This window comes from Kitasatospora sp. NPDC058115, from assembly GCF_042884635.1.
Taxonomy (GTDB): Bacteria; Actinomycetota; Actinomycetes; order Streptomycetales; family Streptomycetaceae; genus Kitasatospora.
This window is the reverse complement of sequence record NZ_JBHVTL010000036.1, coordinates 32,347-54,769: the sequence shown is the minus strand read 5'-3', so window position 1 is coordinate 54,769 and position 22,423 is coordinate 32,347. Positions and strand designations below refer to the sequence as shown.

Sequence of the window (22,423 nt, the reverse complement as noted above, 5' to 3'; positions counted from 1 at the left end):
GGATGCCCCAGCCCCGTGATGGGTGGTCAGCGATCGGTGCCGCGGTCGATGAAGTCGAACATCTCCTCGTCGGTGGCCGAACCGAATGCCTCGTGCACGACGGGGGCCTGCGGCTCCGCCGGGTCCTGCGGGCCGTCCCCGGCGAGTTCCCGCAGGCGCTGCGCCGCCCTGGCCCGGTCCTGTCCGTCCAGCAGGGCGAGCATCGCCTCGACCCGGTCGATCTCGCCGAGCACGGACTCCCAGGAGACGGTGTGCTCGCGGCGCAGCAGGGTCCGCAGGTGGCGGCCGAGGGCGGCCGGGTTCGGGTGGCTGAAGACCAGCGTGGCCGGCAGGGCCAGGCCGGTCGCGGCCCGCAGCCGGTTGCGCACCGCGAGCGCGGTGAGCGAGTCGAAGCCGAGGTCCTTGAAGGCCGTCCCGGGGTCGATCTCCTCGGGGTCGGCGTGGCCGAGCACGGCGGCGGCGCCGGTCCGGACCAGGTCGACGAAGGCCTGCTCCTGCTCCTCCTCGGGCAGGTCGAGCAGGCGGGCGGCGACGGCGGGGCCGGTCTCGGCCGGGCCGGCCGACGGGCCGCGCCGGCGGTCGGTCACCAGGCCGGCGAGCAGGGGTGTCACGCCCGGGTCGCCGCGCCGCACGGCGGCGGTGTCGACGGCGAGCGGGGTGAGCGCGGCCTCCGGGCGGCCGAGCGCCTCGTCGAGCAGCGCCAGGGCCTCGCGCTCGTCGAGGGCCACCAGCCCGTCCGGGCGGGTCCGCTCCTCGGCGTCGGCGTCGGCGTCGGCGTCGGCGTCCGGGGCCGCCCACGGCCCCCAGGCGAGCGCGAGGCCGGGCAGCCCCCGGGCGCGCCGGTGCTGGGCCAGGGCGTCGAGGAAGGCCGCACCGGCGGCCTCCCAGGCCCGGTCCCGATCGCCCGCCTGGCCGGCCCAGGAGCCGTGCAGGACGAAGGCGGCGAGGTCCAGGCCCTCCGTCAGTTCGTGCAGGTGCCAGGCCCCGTCGACGACCGGGCGCAGCCCGGCCCCGACGTCCGTGCCGGCGTCGCCGTCACCGCCGTCGGTGCGCGGGGCTTCGGCCGCGTGCACCACGGCGCGCAGCGGGTGCTCGGCCGGCACGGCGGCCAGCAGCGCGGCCAGGGCCTCCCGGTCGGCGGCGTCGCAGTCGGCGAGTTCGACGGCGGCGCCGAGCGCGGTCAGCTCCTCGGCCAGGGCGGCGGTCTCCGGTGCCGTGGCGCCGGGGCCGGCGAGCAGCAGCCGGCGCACGCCGTGGACGGCCACCAGGTGGCGGGCGGTGGCGACGCCGGGGCGGCCGGTGACGCCGGTCACCAGGACGGTGCCGTCCGCCGGGAGGGCCGGCTGCTGCTCGGCGACGGCGGGCGCCCGGCCGAGCACCGGCACGAGGACCTGCCCGGCCCGGACGGCGAACTCGGTCAGGCCCGCGTCCACGGCCGCCGCCAGGGCCTGTGCGGAGGCCTCGTGGGCGTCCAGGTCGGCGAGGACGACCCGCTCGCGGCCGGTCGAGCGCAGCAGCCCCCACAGGGCGGCGGCGGCCGGGTCGGCGACGCGGTCGCCGGGTTCGGCGAGCACCGCGCCCCGGGTGACCAGGACCAGGCGGGTGCCCTCGAAGCGCCGGTCCGCCTCGTGCGCGCGCAGCACCGCGAGCACGGTGCGGATCCGCTCGCGGACGGCCCGCGGCAGCGGCTCCCCGTCCGCCGGGGCGTCCGGCAGCAGGGCGATCCGCGCCGGCACCGGCAGCCCGGCCGCCACCGCGGCGCCGAGCGCCGTCCAGTCGGGGTGGGCGCCGGCCGCGAGCTCGCGGGCGAGCGGGCCGGCGGCGCCGATCAGGGCCCAGGCCCCGCCGGGCGCCCCGGCGAGCGGCTGCTCCGGCGCCGTCCACTCCAGCCGGGCGAGCGCCGGGCGCTCGCGGCCCGCCGCGCGCAGGTCGGCGGCCGACCAGGAGCGCAGCCGGACGGACTCGATCGCGCCGACGGACTGCCCGTGCTCGTCGGCGAGGTGCACGGCCAGGGTGTCCGGGCCGGTGGCGCGCAGCGTGAGCCGGACGGCCGGGCGGGTGCCGGGCACGGCGGTGACGCCGTGCCAGGCGGACGGCAGGCGCACCAGGCCGTCGGCCTCGGGCTCGCCGGGGGCGAGGCCGAGCAGGGCCGCCTCCAGCAGGGCCGGGTGCAGGTCGTGGCGGGCGGTCTGCGCCTCGCCGCCGGTGTGGGCGGTCTCGGCGAACAGGTCCTCGCCGCGGCGCCAGGCGGCCCGCATCCCGGCGAAGGCGGGGCCGAGCCGCAGGCCGGTGCGGGTGAGCCGCTCGTAGGCGTCCGCCACGGGGAGCGGGGTCGCGCCGATCGGCGGCCACGGCTCGGGGCGGGCGGCCGGGCGGTGGCCGCCGGGGGCCAGCGTGCCGGTGGCGTGGCGGGTCCAGGGGGCGTCGGCGGGCGCGTCCTCGGGCCGCGAGTGCACGCTCACGCCGCGGGCGCCGGTGCCGTCCGGCACCTCCAGGGCGACCTGGACCCGGACCCCGGCGGCCGCGGGCAGCACCAGCGGGGTGTGGACGGTGAGTTCCTCCAGCACCGGGCAGCCGCTCTCGTGGCCGGCCCGCAGCGCGAGGTCGACGAGGAGGCTGCCGGGCACGGCGGCGGAGCCGAGTGCGAGGTGGTCGGCCAGCCAGGGGTGCGCGGTGGTGGAGAGCCTGCCGGTGAAGACCGTCCCGGAGCCGTCGGCGAGGTCGACGCCGGCGCCGAGCACGGGGTGCTCGACGGCGGACTGCCCCCAGCCGGCGCCGGCGGAACCGGTGGCGGCGGTGGGCTCGATCCAGTGGCGGCGGCGCCGGAAGGGGTAGCCGGGCAGGTCGACCCGTGTCACGCCGGCGTGGGCGAGCAGCCCCGGCCAGTCGACGTCCAGCCCTCGGGCGTGGGCGTCGGACAGCGCGGTGACCAGCCGGTCCGCGCCGCCGTCGCCCCGGCGCAGGGTGCCCAGCACCGCCGCGGGGACGCCGAGCCCGTCGAGGGTGTCCCCGACCGGCACCAGCAGGCCGGGGTGCGGGCTGCACTCGACGAAGGCGTCGTGGCCGTCGACGGCGGCGGCCTCGATCGCCCGCGCGAACAGGACGGTGCGGCGCATGTTCTCGAACCAGTAGGCGGCGTCCAGCGGGGTCGTGTCGTCGAGCAGCGCGCCGGTGACGGTGGAGTACATCGGGACGCGGCCCGGCTGCGGGCGCAGGTCCGCGAGCAGGCGGGTGATCTCCTCGCGGGTGGGGTCCATCTGCGCGGAGTGCGAGGCGTAGGCGGCGGGCACCCAGCGGGCGCGGGTCCCGGCCGTCTCGCAGCGCGCGGCGATCACGGCCAGGGCGTCCTCGTCGCCGGAGAGCACCACGCCGGTCGGGCTGTTGACGGCACCGAGCGACACCAGGCCGGCGGCGCCGGTCGCGTCGATCTCGGCGCGGGCCCGGTCCGGGGTCATGGCCACCGCGAGCAGGCCGCCGTGGCAGGCGTCGACCGTCTGCACGGCCCGCACCCGCATCACCGCGACCCGGGCGGCGTCCGCCAGCGAGAGCCGGCCGGCCACGTACGCGGCGGCGGCCTCGCCCTGGGAGTGGCCAATCACGGCGGCCGGGCGCACCCCGCAGGACTCCCACCAGCGGGCGAGGCCGACCATCACGGCGAACAGGACGGGGTGCAGCACCTCGACCCGGGCGAGCATCCGCTCGGTGTGCTCGTCGGTGCCGCGCAGCACGTCGAGCAGCGACCAGCCGGTGACCAGCGGGTCGACGGCCTCCGCGCACTCGGCCACCGCCTGGGCGAACACCGGGCTGACGTCCATGAGTTCGGCCGCCATGCCGAGCCACTGGGAGCCCTGGCCGGGGAAGACGAAGACCGGTCCCGGACCGGAGACCAGGACGCCCGGGGCCTCCACCGCCCCGTCGGCCACCTCCCCCAGCGAGGCGAGCAGATCGGCGGTGTCGCGACCGCGGGCCACCGCCCGGTGGTCGAAGGCGGCCCGGCCGGTGGCCAGCGACCAGGCGACGTCGGCGGGTTCGGCCTCCGGGTGGCGCAGGAACCAGTCCCGCAGCCGGGCGGCCTGGGCGCGCAGCGCCTCGCCGGTGCGGGCGGACAGCGGCCACGGCACCACGCCGGCCACGCCCGGCGCCTGCGGGGCGGGGTGCGCGGCGCGCTCGGGCCGCGGCTGCTCGTCGGGTGCCTGTTCGAGGATGATGTGCGCGTTGGTGCCGCTGACGCCGAAGGAGGAGACGGCCGCGCGGCGCGGGCGGCCGGTCTGCGGCCAGGCCCGGTGCTCGGTGGCCAGCGCGACGTGGCCGGAGGCCCAGTCGACGTGCGGGGTCGGTTCGTCGGCGTGCAGGGTGCGCGGCAGTTCGCCGTGGCGCAGCGCGAGCACCATCTTGAGCACGCCCGCGATGCCGGCGGCGGACTGGGTGTGGCCGATGTTGGACTTGATCGAGCCCAGCCACAGCGGCCGTTCGGCGGTGTGCTCGCGGCCGTACACGGCGAGCAGGGCCTGCGCCTCGATCGGGTCGCCGAGCCGGGTGCCGGTGCCGTGCGCCTCGACCGCGTCGACGTCGGCCGGGGTGAGCCCGGCGTTGCCGAGCGCCTGGCGGATGACCCGCTGCTGGGAGGGCCCGTTGGGCGCGGTGAGCCCGTTGGAGGCGCCGTCCTGGTTGGTCGCGGAGCCGCGCACGACGGCGAGGACGTGGTGGCCGCGGCGCCGGGCGTCGGAGAGCCGCTCGACGAGCACGAGGCCGGCGCCCTCGCCCCAGCCGGTGCCGTCGGCCGCCGCCGCGAACGGCTTGCAGCGGCCGTCCGGCGCCAGTCCGCGCTGGCGGCTGAACTCGACGAAGGCGTGCGGCGAGGTGAGCACCGCCACGCCGCCGGCGAGCGCGAGGTCGCACTCCCCGGAGCGCAGCGCGGCGGCCGCGAGGTGCAGGGCGACCAGCGAGGAGGAGCAGGCGGTGTCGACGGTGACGGCCGGGCCTTCGAGGCCGAGCACGTAGGAGACCCGGCCGCTGATGACGCTGGTGGCGGTGCCGGTGAGCAGGTAGCCCTCCTGGCCCTCGGCGACCGCGCCCGAGGCGGTGTGGTAGTCCTGCGCCATCGCGCCGACGAACACGCCGGTGGCGGAGCCGCGCAGCGAGGTGGGGTCGATGCCGGCGTGTTCGAAGGTCTCCCACGCGGTCTCCAGCAGGACGCGCTGCTGGGGGTCCATCGCGGCGGCCTCGCGCGGCGAGATGCCGAAGAACTCGGCGTCGAAGGCGACGGCGTCGTCGATGAAGCCGCCCTCGTGCACGTAGGACTTGCCGGGGCGGTCGGGGTCGGGGTCGAAGAGGGTGTCGAGGTTCCAGCCCCGGTCGCGCGGGAACGGTGCGATGGCGTCGGCGCCCTCGGCGAGCATCCGCCACAGGTCGTGCTCGTCGGAGACGCCGCCGGGGTAGCGGCAGCCCAGGCCGACGATCACCACCGGGTCGTCGGCGGCGTCGGGGGTGCGCGGCGCGGGCGGGGCGGGCGCGGCGGGCTCGGGGGCGCCGAGGAGTTCGGCGCCGATGTGCTCGGCGAGCGCCTCGGGCGTCGGGTGGTCGAAGACCAGGGTGACGGGCAGCCGCAGGCCGGTCGCGGCGGTGAGCCGGTTGCGCAGTTCGACGGCGGTGAGCGAGTCGAAGCCGAGCGCCTTGAACGGGCGTCCGCGCTCGATCGTCTCGGCGCCGGCGTGGCCGAGGACGGCCGCGGTCTCCTGGCGGACCAGGGTGGTGAGGGTCTGCCGGCGCCGGTCCTCGGGCAGCCGGGCGAGGCGCTGCGCGAACGCGGCCGTGTCCGGGTCGGGGCCGGCGGCGGCCCGCCGGGGCCGGGAGCGGACGAGGTCGCGCAGCAGGGCGGGGACGCCGTCGGCCGCGCGCAGCGCGGCGAGGTCCAGGTGGGCGAGCACCGCGGCCGGGTGGTCGGCGGCGCGCGCGGCGTCGTACAGCGCGAGCGCGTGGCCGGTCTCCAGGGCCGCGACGCCGGTGCGGGCGATGCGGTCGAGGTCGGACCGGTCGAGGTGGCCGGTCATCCCGCTGGCCTGCGCCCACAGGCCCCAGGCCAGCGAGGTGGCGGCCAGGCCCCGGGAGCGCCGGTGCTGGGCGAGCGCGTCCAGGTAGGCGTTGGCGGCCGCGTAGTTGGCCTGTCCGGCGCCGCCGAAGGTGCCCGCCATCGAGGAGAAGAGCACGAACTCGGCGAGGTCCAGGCCGAGCGTCAGCTCGTGCAGGTTCCGGGCGGCGTCGGTCTTGGGGCGCAGCACGCGGTCGAGCTGTTCGGGGGTGAGCGCGTGCACGGCGGCGTCGTCGATGGCGCCCGCCGCGTGCACCACCGCGGTGAGCGGGTGCCCGGGGTCGACGGTGGCGAGCAGGGCGGCCAGCGCCTCCCGGTCGGCGGCGTCACAGGCCTCGATCCGCACCTCGGCGCCGAGGGCGGTGAGGTCGGCGGCGAGTTCGGCGGCGCCGTCGGCGGCCGGGCCGCGGCGGCTGGTGAGCAGCAGGTGCCGGGCACCGTGTCCGGTGACCAGGTGGCGGGCGAGCAGGGCGCCGAGGGTGCCGGTGCCGCCGGTGATCAGGACGGTGCCGCCGGGGTCGGCGGCGCCGGTGACGGTGGGCGGCAGGGTCAGCACGATCTTGCCGGTGTGCCGGGCCTGGCCCAGGTGGCGGAAGGCGGCGACGGCGTCGCGGACGTCCCAGGTGGTGACCGGCAGCGGGGCGAGCGTGCCGTCGGCGAACAGGGCGCCGAGTTCGGTCAGGATCTCCTGGATGCGGTCGGCGCCCGCGTCCATGAGGTCGAACGCGTGGTAGTCGGTGCCGGGGTGGGCGGCGGTCACCGCGGCGCGGTCGCGGATGTCGGTCTTGCCCATCTCCAGGAACCGGCCGCCGGGGCCGAGCAGGCGCAGCGAGGCGTCGACGTAGTCCTGGGCGAGCGAGTTGAGCACGAGGTCGAAGCCCCGCCCGTCGCGGGCGGTGCGGAACCGTTCCTCGAAGCCGAGGTCGCGGGAGGAGGCGAGGTGGTCGTCGTCCAGCCCGAGGGCGCGCAGCACCGGCCACTTGGCGGGCGAGGCGGTGCCGTGGACCTCCAGGTCCCAGTGCCGGGCGAGTTGCAGGGCGGCCATGCCGACGCCGCCGCTCGCGGCGTGCAGGAGCAGCGACTCGCACGGCTGCACCCGGCCGAGGTCGACCAGGCCGTAGTAGGCCGTGAGGTACACCACCGGCACGCTCGCCGCCTGCGGGTACGTCCAGCCGGCCGGGACGGGCGCGAGCAGGCGGCGGTCGGTCACCGCGAGCGGGCCGGTGCCGCCGGAGAACAGGCCCATGACGCGGTCGCCGGGGGTGAGGTCGTGGACCTCGGTGCCGACCTCGACCACCACGCCGGCGCCCTCGCCGCCGGGCGGGCGGGTGTCGGCGACCATGCCGAGGGCGACCACGACGTCGCGGAAGTTGAGGCCCGCGGCGCGCAGCGCGACCCGGACCTCGCCGGGGGCGAGCGGGCGGACGCCGTCCTCGTGGGGCAGCAGGGCCAGGCCGTCGATGGTTCCGGTGCCGGTCAGGTCGAGGCGCCAGGCGTCGGTGCCGGCGGGCACCGCCAGGCGCTCCGCCGGGACGCTCCGGGCGAGCCGGGGCGCGGCCGCGGTGCCGGAGCGCAGGGCGAGCTGGGGTTCGCCGCAGGCCAGGGCCGCGCCGAGGGCGGCGTACGAGTCGGGGTGCCGGTCGAGGTCGACCAGCACGATCCGGCCGGGGTGCTCGGTCTGGGCGGAGCGCACCAGGCCCCAGACCGCGGCCGCGCCGAGGTCGTCGACCGCCTCCCCGTACGGGCCGGGCACGGCGCCGCGGGTGAGCACCACCAGCGGGGTGGCGGCGAACCGTTCGGCGGCGAGCCAGGACTGCAGGAACGCCAGCACCCGCCGGGTGGCGGTGCGGACGGCCTGCGGGCCGCCGTCGGTGGCGCAGGTGAGCGCGACGGCGTCGGGCAGCGGGGCGTCCGGGTCGGGCGCGGCCGGGTCGGCAAGTGCGGTGACGGTGGCACCGGCCGCGCGCAGGGCCGTCTCCGCCCCGAGTTCGTCGGCCCCGGCCAGGGCCCAGCTGCCGAGCGGGGCGGACCCGGGCAGGGTCAGCGGCGGCCAGGCGACGGGGTGGAGGTCCTGCGCGGCGCCGGCCGGGGCGGGAGCGAGGCCGTCCGCGGTGAGCGGCCGGGAGAGCAGCGAGTCGACGGTGGCGACGGGGGCGCCGGCCGGGTCGGTCAGCGCGAGGGTGACGGCGTCCGGGCCGGTGCGGCCGAGCCGCACCCGCAGGGTGCGGGCGCCGACCGCGTACAGCCGCACGCCCGCCCAGGCGAACGGGAGGCCGACGCCCCGGCCCTCGTCCGGCGCGCCGTCGAGCGCCCCGGCGGTGTGCAGGGCGGCGTCGAGCAGCGCGGGATGGAGCGCGAACCGCCCGGCGTCGTGGTCGTCCCCGGGCAGGGCGACCTCGGCCAGCAGGTCGTCGCCGTGCCGCCAGGCGGCGCGCACCGCACGGAACAGCGGGCCGTACTGGTAGCCGGCGGCGGCCAGGCGCTCGTAGAGGCCGTCGGTGTCCAGCGGTTCGGCGCCGGGCGGCGGCCAGGCCGCGTCGTCGGCGGCGGGTTCCCCGCCGGGCCGGGCCGGTGCGAGGACGCCGGCGGCGTGCCGGGTCCACGGGCCCGGCTCGGTGGTGTCGGGGCGCGCGTGCACGGTGAGCGCGCGGCGCCCGTCCTCGTCCGGGGCGTCGAGGTGGACCTGGAGCTGGACGGCCCCGCGCTCGCGCAGGGTCAGCGGCGCCTCCAGGGTGAGCTCCTCGATCACCGTGCAGTCGGCCGACTGCCCTGCCCGCAGGGCGAGTTCGACGAGTGCCGTGCCGGGGAGCAGCACCGTGCCGAGGACGGCGTGGTCGGCGAGCCAGGGATGGGTGGGCAGCGAGATCCGGCCGGTGAGCAGGTGCCGGTCGTCCCCGGCCTGGACGAGGGCGGCGCCGAGCAGCGGGTGGTCGGTGGAGCGCAGGCCGAGCCCTTCGGCGTCGGCGGCCGCCGGGGCGGGCTCCAGCCAGTAGCGCTCGCGCTGGAAGGCGTAGGTGGGCAGGTCGGTGCGCGGCGGCGTGCGGTGGGCGTGCAGCGCCGCCCAGTCGACGGGCACCCCGCGCACGGACAGGCCGGCCGCCGCGGTCAGCAGGCGCGCCAGGGTGTCCGCGTCGCGCTGGAGCGAACCGACGACCAGCGCGTCCGTCCCGGACTCCTGGGCGGTCTGCTCGACGGCCGGGGCCATCACCGGGTGCGGGCTGGTCTCGACCAGCGTGGTGCAGCCGTCGCGCAGCAGCGCACGGGTGGCCCGCTCGAAGGCGACGGTCTCGCGCAGGTTGCGATACCAGTACCCGGCGTCCAGGGCGGCGCCGTCGAGCGGCTCGCCGGTGACGGTCGAGTAGAACGTCACCGCCGGGGTCGGCCGCGGGGCGATGTCGCCGATGCCGGTGAGGAGTTCGTCGCGGACGCGCTCGACGGCGGCGGAGTGTGCGGCGTAGTCGACCGGCAGCCGGCGGCTGCGCAGGCCGCGGGCCTCGCACCGCTCGTGCAGCTCGTCCAGGGCGGCGGCGTCCCCGGAGACGACCACCGCGCCCGGTCCGTTGACGGCCGCGATGCCGATCCGCCCGGGCAGGCCGGCGATCAGCTCCTCGGCCTGTCCGGCGGACGCGGCCAGCGACATCATGCCGCCGCCGCCCGCGATGGCGCGCAGGGCCCGGCTGCGCAGCGCGACGATCCGGGCGGCCTCCTCCAGGGTCAGCGCGCCGGCCACCTGGGCGGCGGCGATCTCGCCCTGCGAGTGGCCGACGACGGCGGCCGGTTCGACGCCGAGCGAGCGCCACACCGCGGCGACGGACACCATGACGGCGAACAGCGCGGGCTGGACGACGTCGACGCGGTCCAGCGAGGCGGCGCCGGGGCGCCGGCGCAGCACGTCGAGCAGCGACCAGTCGGTGTGCGGGGCGAGGGCGGCGTCGCAGGCGCGGATGTGCTCCGCGAACACCGCGGACTCGGCCAGCAGCCGGGCGCCCATGCCCTCCCACTGGGAGCCCTGACCGCCGAAGACGAAGACCGTCCGGCCGGGCTGCCCGGCGGCGCCGGTGACCAGCCCGGGGTGCGCCGCGCCGGTGCTCAACGCGTCGAGCGCGGCGAGGAGTTCGTCCGGTTCGGCGGCGACGAGCGCGGCGCGGTGGTCGAGCGCGGCGCGGGTGGTGGCGAGTGCGTGGGCGGTGTCGGCGGGCCTGGCGGCGGGGCGCTGCGCCAAGTGGGCGCGGAGCCGGGCGGCCTGGTCGCGCAGGGCGGCCGGGGTCGCGCCGGACAGCGGCCAGACCAGCGCGGACGGCTCCGGCTCCGGACCGGGGAGCGGCGCCGCGGCCTCCCCGACCGGGTCGCCCTGTTCCAGGATCACGTGCGCGTTGGTGCCGCTGACGCCGAAGGAGGACACCCCGGCCCGGCGGGGCCGGCCGTCCTGCGGCCAGGGCGCCGGCTCGGTGAGCAGCGAGACGGCGCCGGACGCCCAGTCGACGTGCGGGGTGGGCGCGTCCACGTGCACGGTGGCGGGCAGTTCGCCGTGCCGCATCGCCATGATCATCTTGATCACGCCGGCCACGCCGGCGGCGGCCTGGGTGTGGCCGAGGTTGGACTTCACCGAGCCGAGGCGCAACGGCCGTTCGGCCGGCCGGTCCTGACCGTAGGTGGCCAGCAGCGCGTGCGCCTCGATCGGGTCGCCGAGGGCCGTGCCGGTGCCGTGCGCCTCGACCGCGTCGACCTCGGCCGGGGTGAGGCCGGCCTGGGCGAGCGCGTCGCGGATCACCCGCTCCTGGGCGAGGCCGTTGGGCGCGGAGAGGCCGTTGCTCGCGCCGTCCTGGTTGACCGCGCTGCCCCGGACCACCGCGAGGACGGGATGGCCGTTGCGCCGCGCGTCGGAGAGCCGTTCGACCAGCAGCAGGCCCACGCCCTCCGACCAGGCCGTGCCGTCGGCGCCGGCCGCGAAGGACTTGCAGCGCCCGTCCGGGGCCAGACCCCGCTGGCGGGAGAACTCGACGAAGGTCGACGGGCTGGACATCACCGTCACCCCGCCGGCCAGCGCGAGGTCGCACTCGCCCCGGCGCAGCGCCTGGCAGGCCAGGTGCAGCGCGACCAGCGAGGAGGAGCAGGCGGTGTCGACCGTCACGGCCGGGCCCTCCAGGCCCAGGGTGTAGGCCACCCGGCCGGAGGCGATGCTGCCCGCGCTGCCGTTGCCTAGGTAGCCGTCCACGCCCTCGGGGACGGCCGCCAGCCGCGACGCGTAGTCGGCGTACATCAGGCCGGCGAAGACCCCGGTGCGGCTGCCGCGCAGCGAGCGCGGGTCGATGGAGGCCCGCTCGATCGCCTCCCAGGACGCCTCCAGCAGCAGGCGCTGCTGCGGGTCCATGGCGAGGGCCTCGCGCGGGCTGATCCCGAAGAACCCGGGGTCGAAGCGGTCGGCGTCGTACAGGAACCCGCCCTCGCGGACGTAGGAGGTGCCGGGGTGGTCGGGGTCGGGGTGGAACAGGTTCTCGACGTCCCAGCCGCGGTTGTCGGGGAAGGCCGAGATGGCGTCGGTGCCCTCGTGGACCAGCCGCCAGAGGTCCTCCGGGCTCGCCACCCCGCCGGGGTAGCGGCAGCCGGCGGCGACGATCGCGATCGGCTCGTCCCCGGCCCGGTCGCCGGGAGATGCCGCCCTGCCCACCGGGGCGGCGGCGCGGCCCCGGCGCGGCCCGTCGAGCAGTTCGGCGCGCAGGTGGCGGCCGAGGGCGCCCGCGGACGGGTGGTCGAACAGCACGGTGGCGGGCAGGCGCACGCCGACCGCGCCGTTCAGCCGGTTGCGCAGTTCGAGCGCGGCGAGCGAGTCGAGGCCCAGTTCGCTGAACGCCCGGTCCGGGTGGATCGCCCCGGCGTCCGGGTGGCCGAGGACGGCGGCGGCGTGGGTGCGCACCAGGTCGACCAGGTGCCGTTCCTGCTCGGCCGCCGGGGCGGCGGCCAGCCGGCGGACCAGCGCGCGTCCGGTGTCCGGGGCCGGGCGCGCCGTCCCGGGCCGGCGAGCGGCCAGCCCGGCCAGGACGGGCGGCAGGTCGTCCCCGCCGAGGCGGCCCGGATCCAGCCGGACCGGCGCCAGGACGGCCTCCGGGCGGGCCAGCGCCGCGTCGAACAGGGCGAGGCCGAGGCCGGCGTCCAGCGGCTCGACGCCGAAGCGGGCCATCCGCTGCCGGTCGGTCGCGCCGAGACCCGCGGTGAGCGCGCTGTCCTGCTCCCACAGGCCCCACTGCAGCGAGACGGCGGGCAGGCCGAGGGCGCGGCGGCGCTGCGCGAGCGCGTCGAGCACCAGGTTGGCGGCGGAGTAGGCGGCCTGGCCCGGGTTGCCGGTGAGGCCGGCGGCCGAGGAGAAGAGCACGAACGCCCGCAGGTCCAGCCCGGCCGTCAGCTCGTGCAGGTGCAGCGCCGCGACGGCCTTGGGCCGCAGGACGCGCGCCACCCGCTCGGCGGTCAGCGCCGGGAGCAGGCCGTCGTCGACCACGGCCGCCAGGTGGACCACCGCGGCGAGCGGGTGCTCGGCCGGGACGGCCGCGAGGACCCCCGCCAGCGCGGCGCGGTCGGCGACGTCGCAGGCCGCGAAGGTGGCCTGCGCACCGGCCGCGGCGAGCTCGGCCCGCAGCTCCGGTGCTCCGGGGGCGTCGGCGCCGCGCCGGGACACCAGCAGCAGGTGTCGCACGCCGTGCGCCGCGACGAGGTGCCGGGCCACCAGGGCGCCCAGGGCTCCGGTGCCCCCGGTGACCAGCACGGTGCCGCCGTCGGCGAGCTCCGGCGGGGTGGGCACGGCCGGGAGGGCCGGCGCCCGGCGCAGCCGGGGCACCAGCAGGGCCGCACCGCGCAGCGCGGCCTCGGGCAGGGCGCCGGCCGCGGCGAGCGCGTCGAGCCGGGCGTCGGTGTCCGTGTTGGTGTCGGTGCCGGCGGGTCGGGTGCCGGCGGGGTCGGTGGCCGTCTCCAGGTCGAGGAGCGCGAAGCGGTCGGGGTGCTCCGAGCGGGCGGCCCGGACCAGGCCCCACACCGCGGCGGCGGCCGGGTCCGGCACCTCGGCGCCGTCCACGGCGAGCGCGCCGCGGGTCGTGACCACCAGGCGCGCGGCGGCGAACCGCTCCTCCGCGAGCCAGGCCTGCGCGACGGCGAGCGCCTCCTGCACGGCCGCCCCGACGGCCTCCGGCCCCGCGGCCCGGTCCTGACCGGGCCGGGTGGCGAGCAGGACGGCGTCGGGCAGCGGCGCGCCGTCGGCGACCGCCGCGGCCAGTGCGGCGAGGTCCGGGTACCGGGGAGCGGCGAACCGGGCCGCGAACGCGGCCGGCTCCGGGTCGTCCCCGCCGCCCACGATCGCCCAGCCCGTGGGCGGTTCCACGGCCGGAGCCCGGACCCAGTCCAGGTCGAAGAGGTGCTCGGCGGCGGGCGCGGCTGCCGTCGGGAGCTGGTCCCGGGAGAGCGCGCGCACCGTCAGGGTCTCGACGGAGAGGACGGCCCGGCCGTCCTCGTCCACCGCCGCGACGGCGATCCGGTCGGCGTCCAGCGGCAGCAGGCGCACCCGCAGGGCCCGGACGCCGCCCGCGTGCAGCCGAACGCCGCGCCAGGAGAACGGCAGCCTCACCCGGGTGCCGAGCTCGTCGGCCGCCCCGGCCGCCGCCTCGGTTGCCGCCGGGGTCAGCCCGAGCGGATGCAGCGCCGCGTCGATCAGGGCCGGGTGCAGCCCGAACCGGCCACCGGCCGCCTCCTCGGGGAGGACGATCTCGGCGAACAGCTCGGGGCCGCGCTGCCAGGCCGCCCGCAGCCCGTGGAAGGCCGGGCCGTACCGCACCCCGGCGTCGGCGGCGTCGGCGTACAGCTCGTCCACCTCGACCGGGTCCGCGCCGGCCGGCGGCCAGACGGCGAGCGCCTGCTGCTCCGGGGTGCCCTGGGCGTCCGCGGAGCCCCGGCCGGGCGTCAGCGCACCGGTGGCGTGCAGCGTCCAGGCGCCCTCCGGTCCGGCGGGTCCTTCGGTCCGCTCGGGGCGCGCGTGTACGGTGACCGGCCGCAGGCCGGACGCGTCGGGCACGCCGACGGTGACCTGCACCTGCACCCCCTCGGCCTTCGGCACGGCCAGCGGCGCCACCAGCGTCAGTTCGTCCACGTGCGCGCAGCCGAGCCGGGCGCCGGCGTGCAGCGCGAGTTCCAGGAAGGCCGCCCCGGGCACCAGCACGGTGTCGAGCACCGCGTGGTCGGCGAGCCACGGGTGGGTGTCGAGCGAGAGGCGCCCGGTGAACAGCACGCCGTCGCCGTCCGCGAGGCCGACCACCGCGCCCAGCAGCGGGTGGTCCACCGCGCTCTGCCCCAGGCCGACGGCGTCGCCCGCGCCGGTACCGGCGTCCAGCCAGAAGCGCTGCCGCTCGAACGCGTACGTCGGCAGCTCGCCGGTGCGGCGGCGGGCGGTGGCCGCGTCGACGCCGCTCACCGCCGTCCAGTCGACCGCTCCGCCGCGGACGAACAGCCGGGCCAGCGCCGTCCGGAGGGTCTCGATCCGGTCCCGGTCCCGGTGCTGGGCGGGGACGGTCGCGGTGTCGGTCCCGGCCGTGCACTCCGCGACCATCGGCGTCAGCGCTGCTTCGGGGCCCAGCTCCACGAACACCGAGGCCCCCTCGGCCCGGGCCGCAGCCACCGCGTCCGCGAACCGCACCGGCTCGCACACCTGCCGCACCCAGTACTCCGGATCACCCACCTCCCCCGCCGTCGCCACCCGGCCCGTCACATCCGAGGCGAACAGGATCGACGGCTCCGACAAGGTGATGCCCGCCACCACCTCCCGCAGCTTCGCCAGCACCGGCTCCATCAGCACCGAATGGAACGCATGCGACACCACCAGCCGCGAGGAGCGCCACCCCCGCTCCCCACACAGCACCCGCACCTTGTCGACGGCGTCGGCCTCGCCCGAGACCACCACCGACGCCGGACCGTTCACCGCCGCGATCCCCGCACGGCCCTCACCCAACAGGGCCGCGACCTCACCCTCGCTCGCGCCCACCGCCAGCATCGCCCCGCCCGACGGCAGTTCACCCATCAACCGGGCCCGCGCCGCCACCAGAGCGACCGCACCCTCCAACGAGAACACCCCCGCCACATACGCCGCCACAATCCCACCCAGCGAATGCCCCAGCACCACCTCCGGCGCCGCAACCCACGAACGCCACAACCGGTACAACGCCACCTCGAACGCGAACAACACCGGCTGCACCACACCCGTACCCTCCGCGCCCTCCCCCGGCTCCCCCAACAACACCTCCCGCACCGAGAACGGCACCACCCCCTCGAACGCCCCGCACACCTCGTCCACCGCCGCCGCGAACACCGGGAACGCCGCATACAACTCACGCCCCACACCCGCACACCGCACCCCCTGACCCGTGAACACCAGCGCGGTCCGTGCCGCGCCGCGCTCCACGGTGCCGGTCACCACGCCGGCGGGTACGGGCTCGCCGGCCGCCAACGCGGCCAGGCCGGCCGTCAGTTCCGTGCGGTCCCCGCCGAGGACCACCGCCCGGTGCGCCATGGCCGTGCGCCCCGAGGCCAGCACGGCCGCCACCTCGGCGATCCGGGCCTGGGGGTGCTCGGCGGCCCAGTCGCGCAGCCGGGCGGCCTGGGCCCGCAGGCCGGTCGCGGTGCGCGCGGAGACCACCCACGCGGCGGGCGCGTCCTGCTCGGCAAGGGTGTCCTCGCCGACCGCCGCCGGGGCCTGTTCGAGGATCACGTGGGCGTTGGTGCCGCTGATCCCGAACGAGGAGACCCCGGCCCGGCGCGGCCGACCGCTCTCCGGCCACTCCACCGACTCCGCCAGCAGCTCCACCGCACCCGACGACCAGTCCACATGCGGCGACGGCGCATCCACATGCAGCGACTTCGGCACCACCCCGTGCCGCATCGCCATCACCATCTTGATCACACCCGCCACACCCGCCGCCGCCTGGGTGTGCCCGATGTTGGACTTCACCGACCCCAGCCACAACGGCTGTTCGGCCGGCCGGTCCTGCCCGTACGTCGCCAGCAACGCCTGCGCCTCGATCGGGTCACCCAGCGTCGTCCCCGTCCCGTGCGCCTCCACCACGTCCACATCCGCCGCCGCCAGCCCACCACTCGCCAGCGCCGCCCGGATCACCCGCTCCTGCGACGGCCCGTTCGGCGCCGTCAGCCCGTTGGACGCACCGTCCTGGTTCACCGCACTGCCCCGCACCACCGCCAGCACCCGGTGCCCGTTGCGCACCGCGTCCGACAGCCGCTCGACCAGCAGCAGGCCCACGCCCTCGCCCCAGCCGGTCCCGTCCGCCGCCGCCGCGAACGGCTTGCACCGCCCGTCCGCCGCCAGACCGCGCTGACGCGCGAAGTCGACGAAGACGGCGGGCGTCGACATCACGGTCACGCCGCCGGCCAGCGCGAGGTCGCACTCGCCGGCGCGCAGCGCCTGGCAGGCCAGGTGCAGCGAGACGAGCGAGGACGAGCAGGCCGTGTCGACGGTCACCGCCGGGCCCTCCAGCCCGAGGGCGTAGGCGACGCGGCCCGAGGCTACGCTCCCGACGTTGCCGTTGCCGAGGTAGCCCTCCAGCTCGTCCGGCACGCGGTTCAGGCGGGTCGCGTAGTCGTAGTAGATCGCGCCCGCGAACACGCCGGTGCGGCTGCCGCGCAGCGACTCCGGGTCGATGCCCGCGTACTCGATGGTCGCCCAGGAGGCCTCCAGCAGCAGGCGCTGCTGCGGGTCCATCGCCAGCGCCTCGCGCGGCGAGATCCCGAAGAAGGCGGCGTCGAACTCGGCCGCGTCGTCCACGAACCCGCCGGTCCGCACATAGGTGCTGCCCGGGCGCGAGGGGTCGAGGTCGAAGATCCGGTCGATGTCCCAGCCCCGGTCGGCGGGGAAGTCGGTGAGCGCGTCGACGCCCCCGGCGACGAGGTCCCACAACTCCTGCGGGGAGGTCACACCGCCCGGCAGCCGGCAGCCCATGCCGACGATGGCGATCGGCTCGTCCGGCGCCACCGGCACGGGCCCGGCGGCCGGGCCCGACGGGGCCGGGCCGGCGGTGAGCAGGTCGGCCAGGCGGCCGGCCAGCAGCCTCGGGTTCGGGTAGTCGAAGACCAGTGTCGCGGGCAGGCGCAGGCCGACGGCGCCGCTCAGCCGGTTGCGCAGTTCGAGCCCGGTGAGCGAGTCGAAGCCCAGCTCACGGAACGCCCGTCCCTCCTCGATGCCGTCCTCGTCGCCGTGTCCGAGCACGGCGGCGGCGTGGGCGCACACGGTCCGCACCAGCAGTTGCCGGCGCTCGGCCTCCGGCAGACCGGCCAGCCGGGCCGTCAGCGCGCCCGACCGCGTCCTTCCGCCGGCGGCGCCACGACGGCCGGGCACCCGGGCGAGGTCGCGCAACAGCGCGGGCACCGCGTCGCCGTCGGCGCGGCGGAGCACGGCGAGGTCCATCCGGACCGGCATGAGGACGGGCTCGGCGCGGTTGACCGCCGCTTCCAGGAGCGCGCAGCCCTGCTCGGCGGAGAGCGGCAGGACGCCGAGGCTCGTCATGCGTCGGCGGTCGGCCGTGCCGAGCCCCGCGGTCATCGCGCTGCCGTCGGCCCACCAGCCCCAGGCGAGCGAGGTCGCGGGCAGGCCGTGGGCGCGGCGGTGGCGGGCGAGGGCGTCGAGGTAGGCGTTGGCCGCCGCGTAGTTGCTCTGCCCGGGGTTGCCGATCAGGCCGGCGGCCGAGGAGAACAGGACGAAGGCGTCGAGGTCGAGGTCGCGGGTGGCCAGGTGCAGGTTCCATGCGGCGTCGGCCTTGGGGCGCAGCACGGCGGCCAACCGCTCGGGGGTCATGGCCTGGATCACCCCGTCGTCGAGCACCCCGGCCGCGTGGACGACAGCGGTGAGCGGGTGCTCGGCGGGGATCGCGGCGAGCACCCGGGCGAGGGCCTCACGGTCGGCCGCGTCACAGGCCTCGATGCTCACCTCGGCGCCGAGCCCGGCGAGTTCGGCGGCCAGAGCGCCCGCGCCGGGGGCGTCGGTGCCGCGCCGGCCGAGCAGCAGCAGGTGGCGCACGCCGCGCTCGGCGACCAGGTGGCGGGCCAGCAGGGCGCCGAGGGTGCCGGTGCCGCCGGTGATCAGGACGGTGCCCTCGGGCGCGGGTGCGAAACCGGTGTCCTCGGGGCGGGCGGCGGCCCGGACCAGGCCGGGGACGAACCCGGTGCCGCCGCGCAGCGCGAGCTGGCTCTCGCCCGAGGCGGCCTGCGCGAGCACGGCCGCCTCGGGGGTGCCGCCGTCGGCGTCGACCAGGACGAAGCGCCCGGGGTGCTCGGCCTGCGCGGAGCGGACCAGGCCCCAGACGGCGGCCGAGGCGAGGTCGGTGGCCTGCTCGCCCGCGCCGACCGCGACCGCGCCGGTGGTCAGCAGGACGAGGCGGGTGTCGGCGGTCCGGGGATCGGCCAGCCAGCGGCCCAGGAGGCCGAGGACGCGCGCGGTGAGCTCGTGCGCCCGCGCCGGTTCCGGATCGTCGGCGGAGGGGATGCGCACGAGCACGGTCTCCGGGAGGCGCTCCTCGGAGTCGCCGAGGAGGGCGGGGGCGTCGTCCAGGTCGACGGTCCGGCCGGACACCGGTCCGGCCGGGAACTCCCTTTCCTTCCAGTGGAGTTCGAAGAGCGAGTCACGCAGCGGCGTGTCGGCGGTCCGCAGCAGTTCGGCGGAGACGGGCCGGACGACCACCGAGCCGATGGAGACGACCGCCCGGCCGTCCTCGTCGTGGGCGCTCAGCGAGATCCCGCCGGCCGCACCCGCCGCCAGCCGCACGCGCAGGGCGCGGCTGTGGCGGATGTCCAGCCGGACGGCCGTCCAGGAGAACGGAAGGCCGGCCCGGAGCGGCGCGTCCGCCTCGCCGCGGACCAGCATCGGGTGCATCGCGGCGTCGAGCAGGGCCGGGTGCAGCGCGAAGCGGTCGGCGTCGGCACCGCCCTCGTCGGGGAGTTCGACCTCGGCGAACAGCTCGGTGCCGCGCCGCCAGACCTGTCGCAGGCCCTGGAACAGCGGGCCGTAGTCGAAGCCTGCCGCCGCCGCGCGCTCGTAGAGGTCGTCGGCGTCGACCGGTACGGATCCGGGCGGCGGCCACTGCTCGGGCGCCGCGTCGTCGGCCGGGGCTTCGCCCGGGCCGACGGGGCCGTCGGGGCCCTCGGCGGCGGCGGTGAGCAGGCCGGTGGCGTGCCGGGTCCAGGGCCGGTCGGCGGGCGCGCTCTCGGGCCGGGAGTGGATGCCGACCGCGCGGGCGCCGTTCTCGTCCGGGTCCTCGACGGTGACCTGGATCCGTACGTCCCCGGTGTCGGAGAGCACGAGCGGGGTGTGCAGGGTGAGCTCGTCCACCACCGGGACACCCGCCTCGGCCCCTGCGCGCAGGGCGAGTTCGAGGAAGGCCGTGCCAGGGACGATGACCGTGCCGAGCACGGCGTGGTCGGCGAGCCACGGGTGGGTGGCGGTGGAGAAGCGGCCGGTCAGGACCGTCCCGGAGCCGTCGGCCAGCTCGACGGCGGCGCCCAGCACCGGGTGCGCCACCGCCGACTGGCCCCAGCCGGCGCCGACCACGTCCGTGGCGTCGGGTTCGGCCCAGTAGCGGCGGTGCTGGAAGGCGTAGGTCGGCAGGTCGACGTGCCGACCGGCGGGGAGCACGGTCGTCCAGTCGACGGGCAGGCCCGCGACGAAGGCGGCCGACAACGCCGTCACCAGACGGTCGGGACCACCCTCGTGGCGGCGCAGCGTCTCCAGCACCACCGCGCCCGGGACGTCTTCCAGCTGGTCCGCGACCGGGACCACCAGTCCGGGGTGCGGGCTGCACTCCACGAACGTGGTGTGCCCGGCGGCGACGGCCGCGCGCACCGCCGCGTCGAGGCGGACGGTTCCGCGCAGGTTGTCGAACCAGTACGAACCCGCCAACCGCTCCGGTTCGTCCACCACTTCACCGGTCACGGTCGAGTACATCGCCACCCGGCCCGCCAACGGGCTCACCGACGACGACAATTCGACGACCTCGTCACGGACCGCGTCCATGTACGCCGAATGCGAGGCGTAGTCGACAGGAATCCAGCGCGCCCGCACCTCCTCACGCTCACACCGCTCCACCACGGCGGCCAGTGCCTCGACATCGCCCGAGAGGACCACGCTCGACGGACCGTTCACCGCCGCCAGCGACAACCGCTCATCGTCAGCGACCAGTTCGACCGCACGATCGGCGCCGACACCAACGGACAGCATCCCGCCACCCGTCACCCCACGCAGCGCCTGCGAACGCCGCACCACCACACGAACCGCGTCCTCCAGGGACAGCAGCCCCGCCACATGCGCCGCAGCAATCTCACCCTGCGAATGGCCAATCACAGCGGCAGGCCGTATCCCGCACGACTCCCACCAACGCGCCAACCCCACCATCACCGCGAACAGCGCAGGCTGGACGACGTCCACCCGCTCCAGCAGAGCGCCCAAGCCGTCGCCCAGTACCTCCAGCAACGACCAGTCCGTCAGCGGATCCATCACCCCCGCACACTCCCCGATCGCCCCGGCGAACACCGGTGAAGAATCAAGGAGTTCAGCCGCCATCCCCGCCCACTGCGACCCCTGACCCGGGAACACGAACACCGCACCCGAACCCGACACAGCAACCGACTCACCCCCGGCCACCTCACCCAGCCGATCCACCAACTCCGCCACCGTCCGCCCGGACACCACAGCCCGGTGCTCGAACACCGCCCGGCCCGTCACCAGCGACCGGCCCACGTCCACCGGGTCGACCCCGGGATGCGCCACCGCCCACTCCCGCAGCCGCTCGGCCTGCGCACGCAGGGCCGCACCCGACCGGGCCGACACCACCCACGGCACGACCCCGTCGACCGGCTCGGCCGCCTCGGCCCCCTCGGCCGCCGCCGGAAGCTCCGCCTCCGGCGCCTCCTCCAGCACCACGTGCGCATTGGTGCCGCTCGCGCCGAACGACGAGACGGCGGCGCGGCGCGGGCGCTCCGAGCGCGGCCAGGCCACCGGCTCGGTCAGGAGCCGGACGTTGCCGGTCGCCCAGTCGATGTCCGGCGAGGGCGCGTCGATGTGCAGGGTGCGCGGCAACTCCTGGTGCCGCAGCGCCATGACCGTCCTGATCACACCCGCCACGCCCGCCGCGGCCTGGGTGTGCCCGATGTTCGACTTCACCGAACCGAGCCACAGCGGCCGGTCCTCGGGACGGCCCCGCCCGTAGGTCGCCAGCAGCGCCTGCGCCTCGATCGGGTCACCCAGCGGGGTGCCGGTGCCGTGCGCCTCCACCGTGTCCACGTCGCGCGCGGCCAGGCCGGCGGCGTCCAGGGCCGCCCGGATCACCCGCTCCTGCGACGGGCCGTTCGGCGCCGTCAGCCCGTTGGACGCGCCGTCCTGGTTCACCGCACTGCCGCGCACCACCGCGAGGACGGGGTGCCCGTGGCGCACCGCGTCCGACAGGCGCTCGACCACCAGCAGGCCCGCCCCGTCCGCGGGGCCGAAGCCGTCGGCCGCCGCCGAGAACGGCTTGCAGCGGCCGTCCGGGGCGAGGCCCCGTTGCCGGCTGAAGTTGACGAAGGTCTCCGGGGTGCACATCACGGTGGCGCCGCCGGCGAGCGCGAGGTCGCACTCCCCCGCGCGCAGCGCGCCGACCGCCAGGTGCAGTGCGACCAGCGCCGAGGAGCACGCCGTGTCCACCGTGACCGCCGGCCCCTCCAGGCCGAGGACGTAGGACACCCGGCCGGCGAGCAGACTGGCGGCGTTCGCCATGCCCAGCGTGCCGTCCCGCCCCTTCGCCGTCCGGGCGAGCACGGTGGTGTAGTCGAGCCAGTTGATCCCGGTGTACACGCCGGTGCGGCTGCCGCGCAGGGTGCCCGGGTCGATGCCGGCCCGCTCCACCGCCTCCCAGGAGATCTCCAGCAGCAGGCGCTGCTGCGGGTCCATCGCCAGCGCCTCGCGCGGCGAGATCCCGAAGAAGCCGGCGTCGAAGTCGGCCGCATCGTGCAGGAACCCGCCCTCGCGGACGTACGCCGTGCCGGGGGCGTCGGGGTCGGGGTCGTACAGGGCCTCCAGGTCCCAGCCCCGGTCGGTCGGGAAGGCGCCGATCGCGTCGCCGCCGCCCGCCACGAACTCCCACAGCTGCTCCGGCGTCGACAGCCCGCCCGGGAAGCGACAGGCCATGCCCACGATCGCGATCGGCTCGCGGCCCCGCTCCTCCAGCTCCCGGACCCGCCGGTGCGCGTCCCGCGCGTCGGCGACGGCCCGCTTGAGGTAGGACCGCAGCTTCTCTTCCGACTCGGCCACGTCTACTCCGACTCCTCGAT

1 protein-coding gene is annotated in these 22,423 nt (G+C 77.5%); it reads right to left on the bottom strand.

The features are described from left to right. Positions 1-26 precede the first annotated feature (26 nt). A complete protein-coding gene (locus tag ACFVVL_RS30995; protein ID WP_387681039.1) occupies positions 27-22,403 on the bottom strand; it encodes an SDR family NAD(P)-dependent oxidoreductase in 22,377 nt (7,458 codons plus the stop codon). Positions 22,404-22,423: the final 20 nt, after the last annotated feature.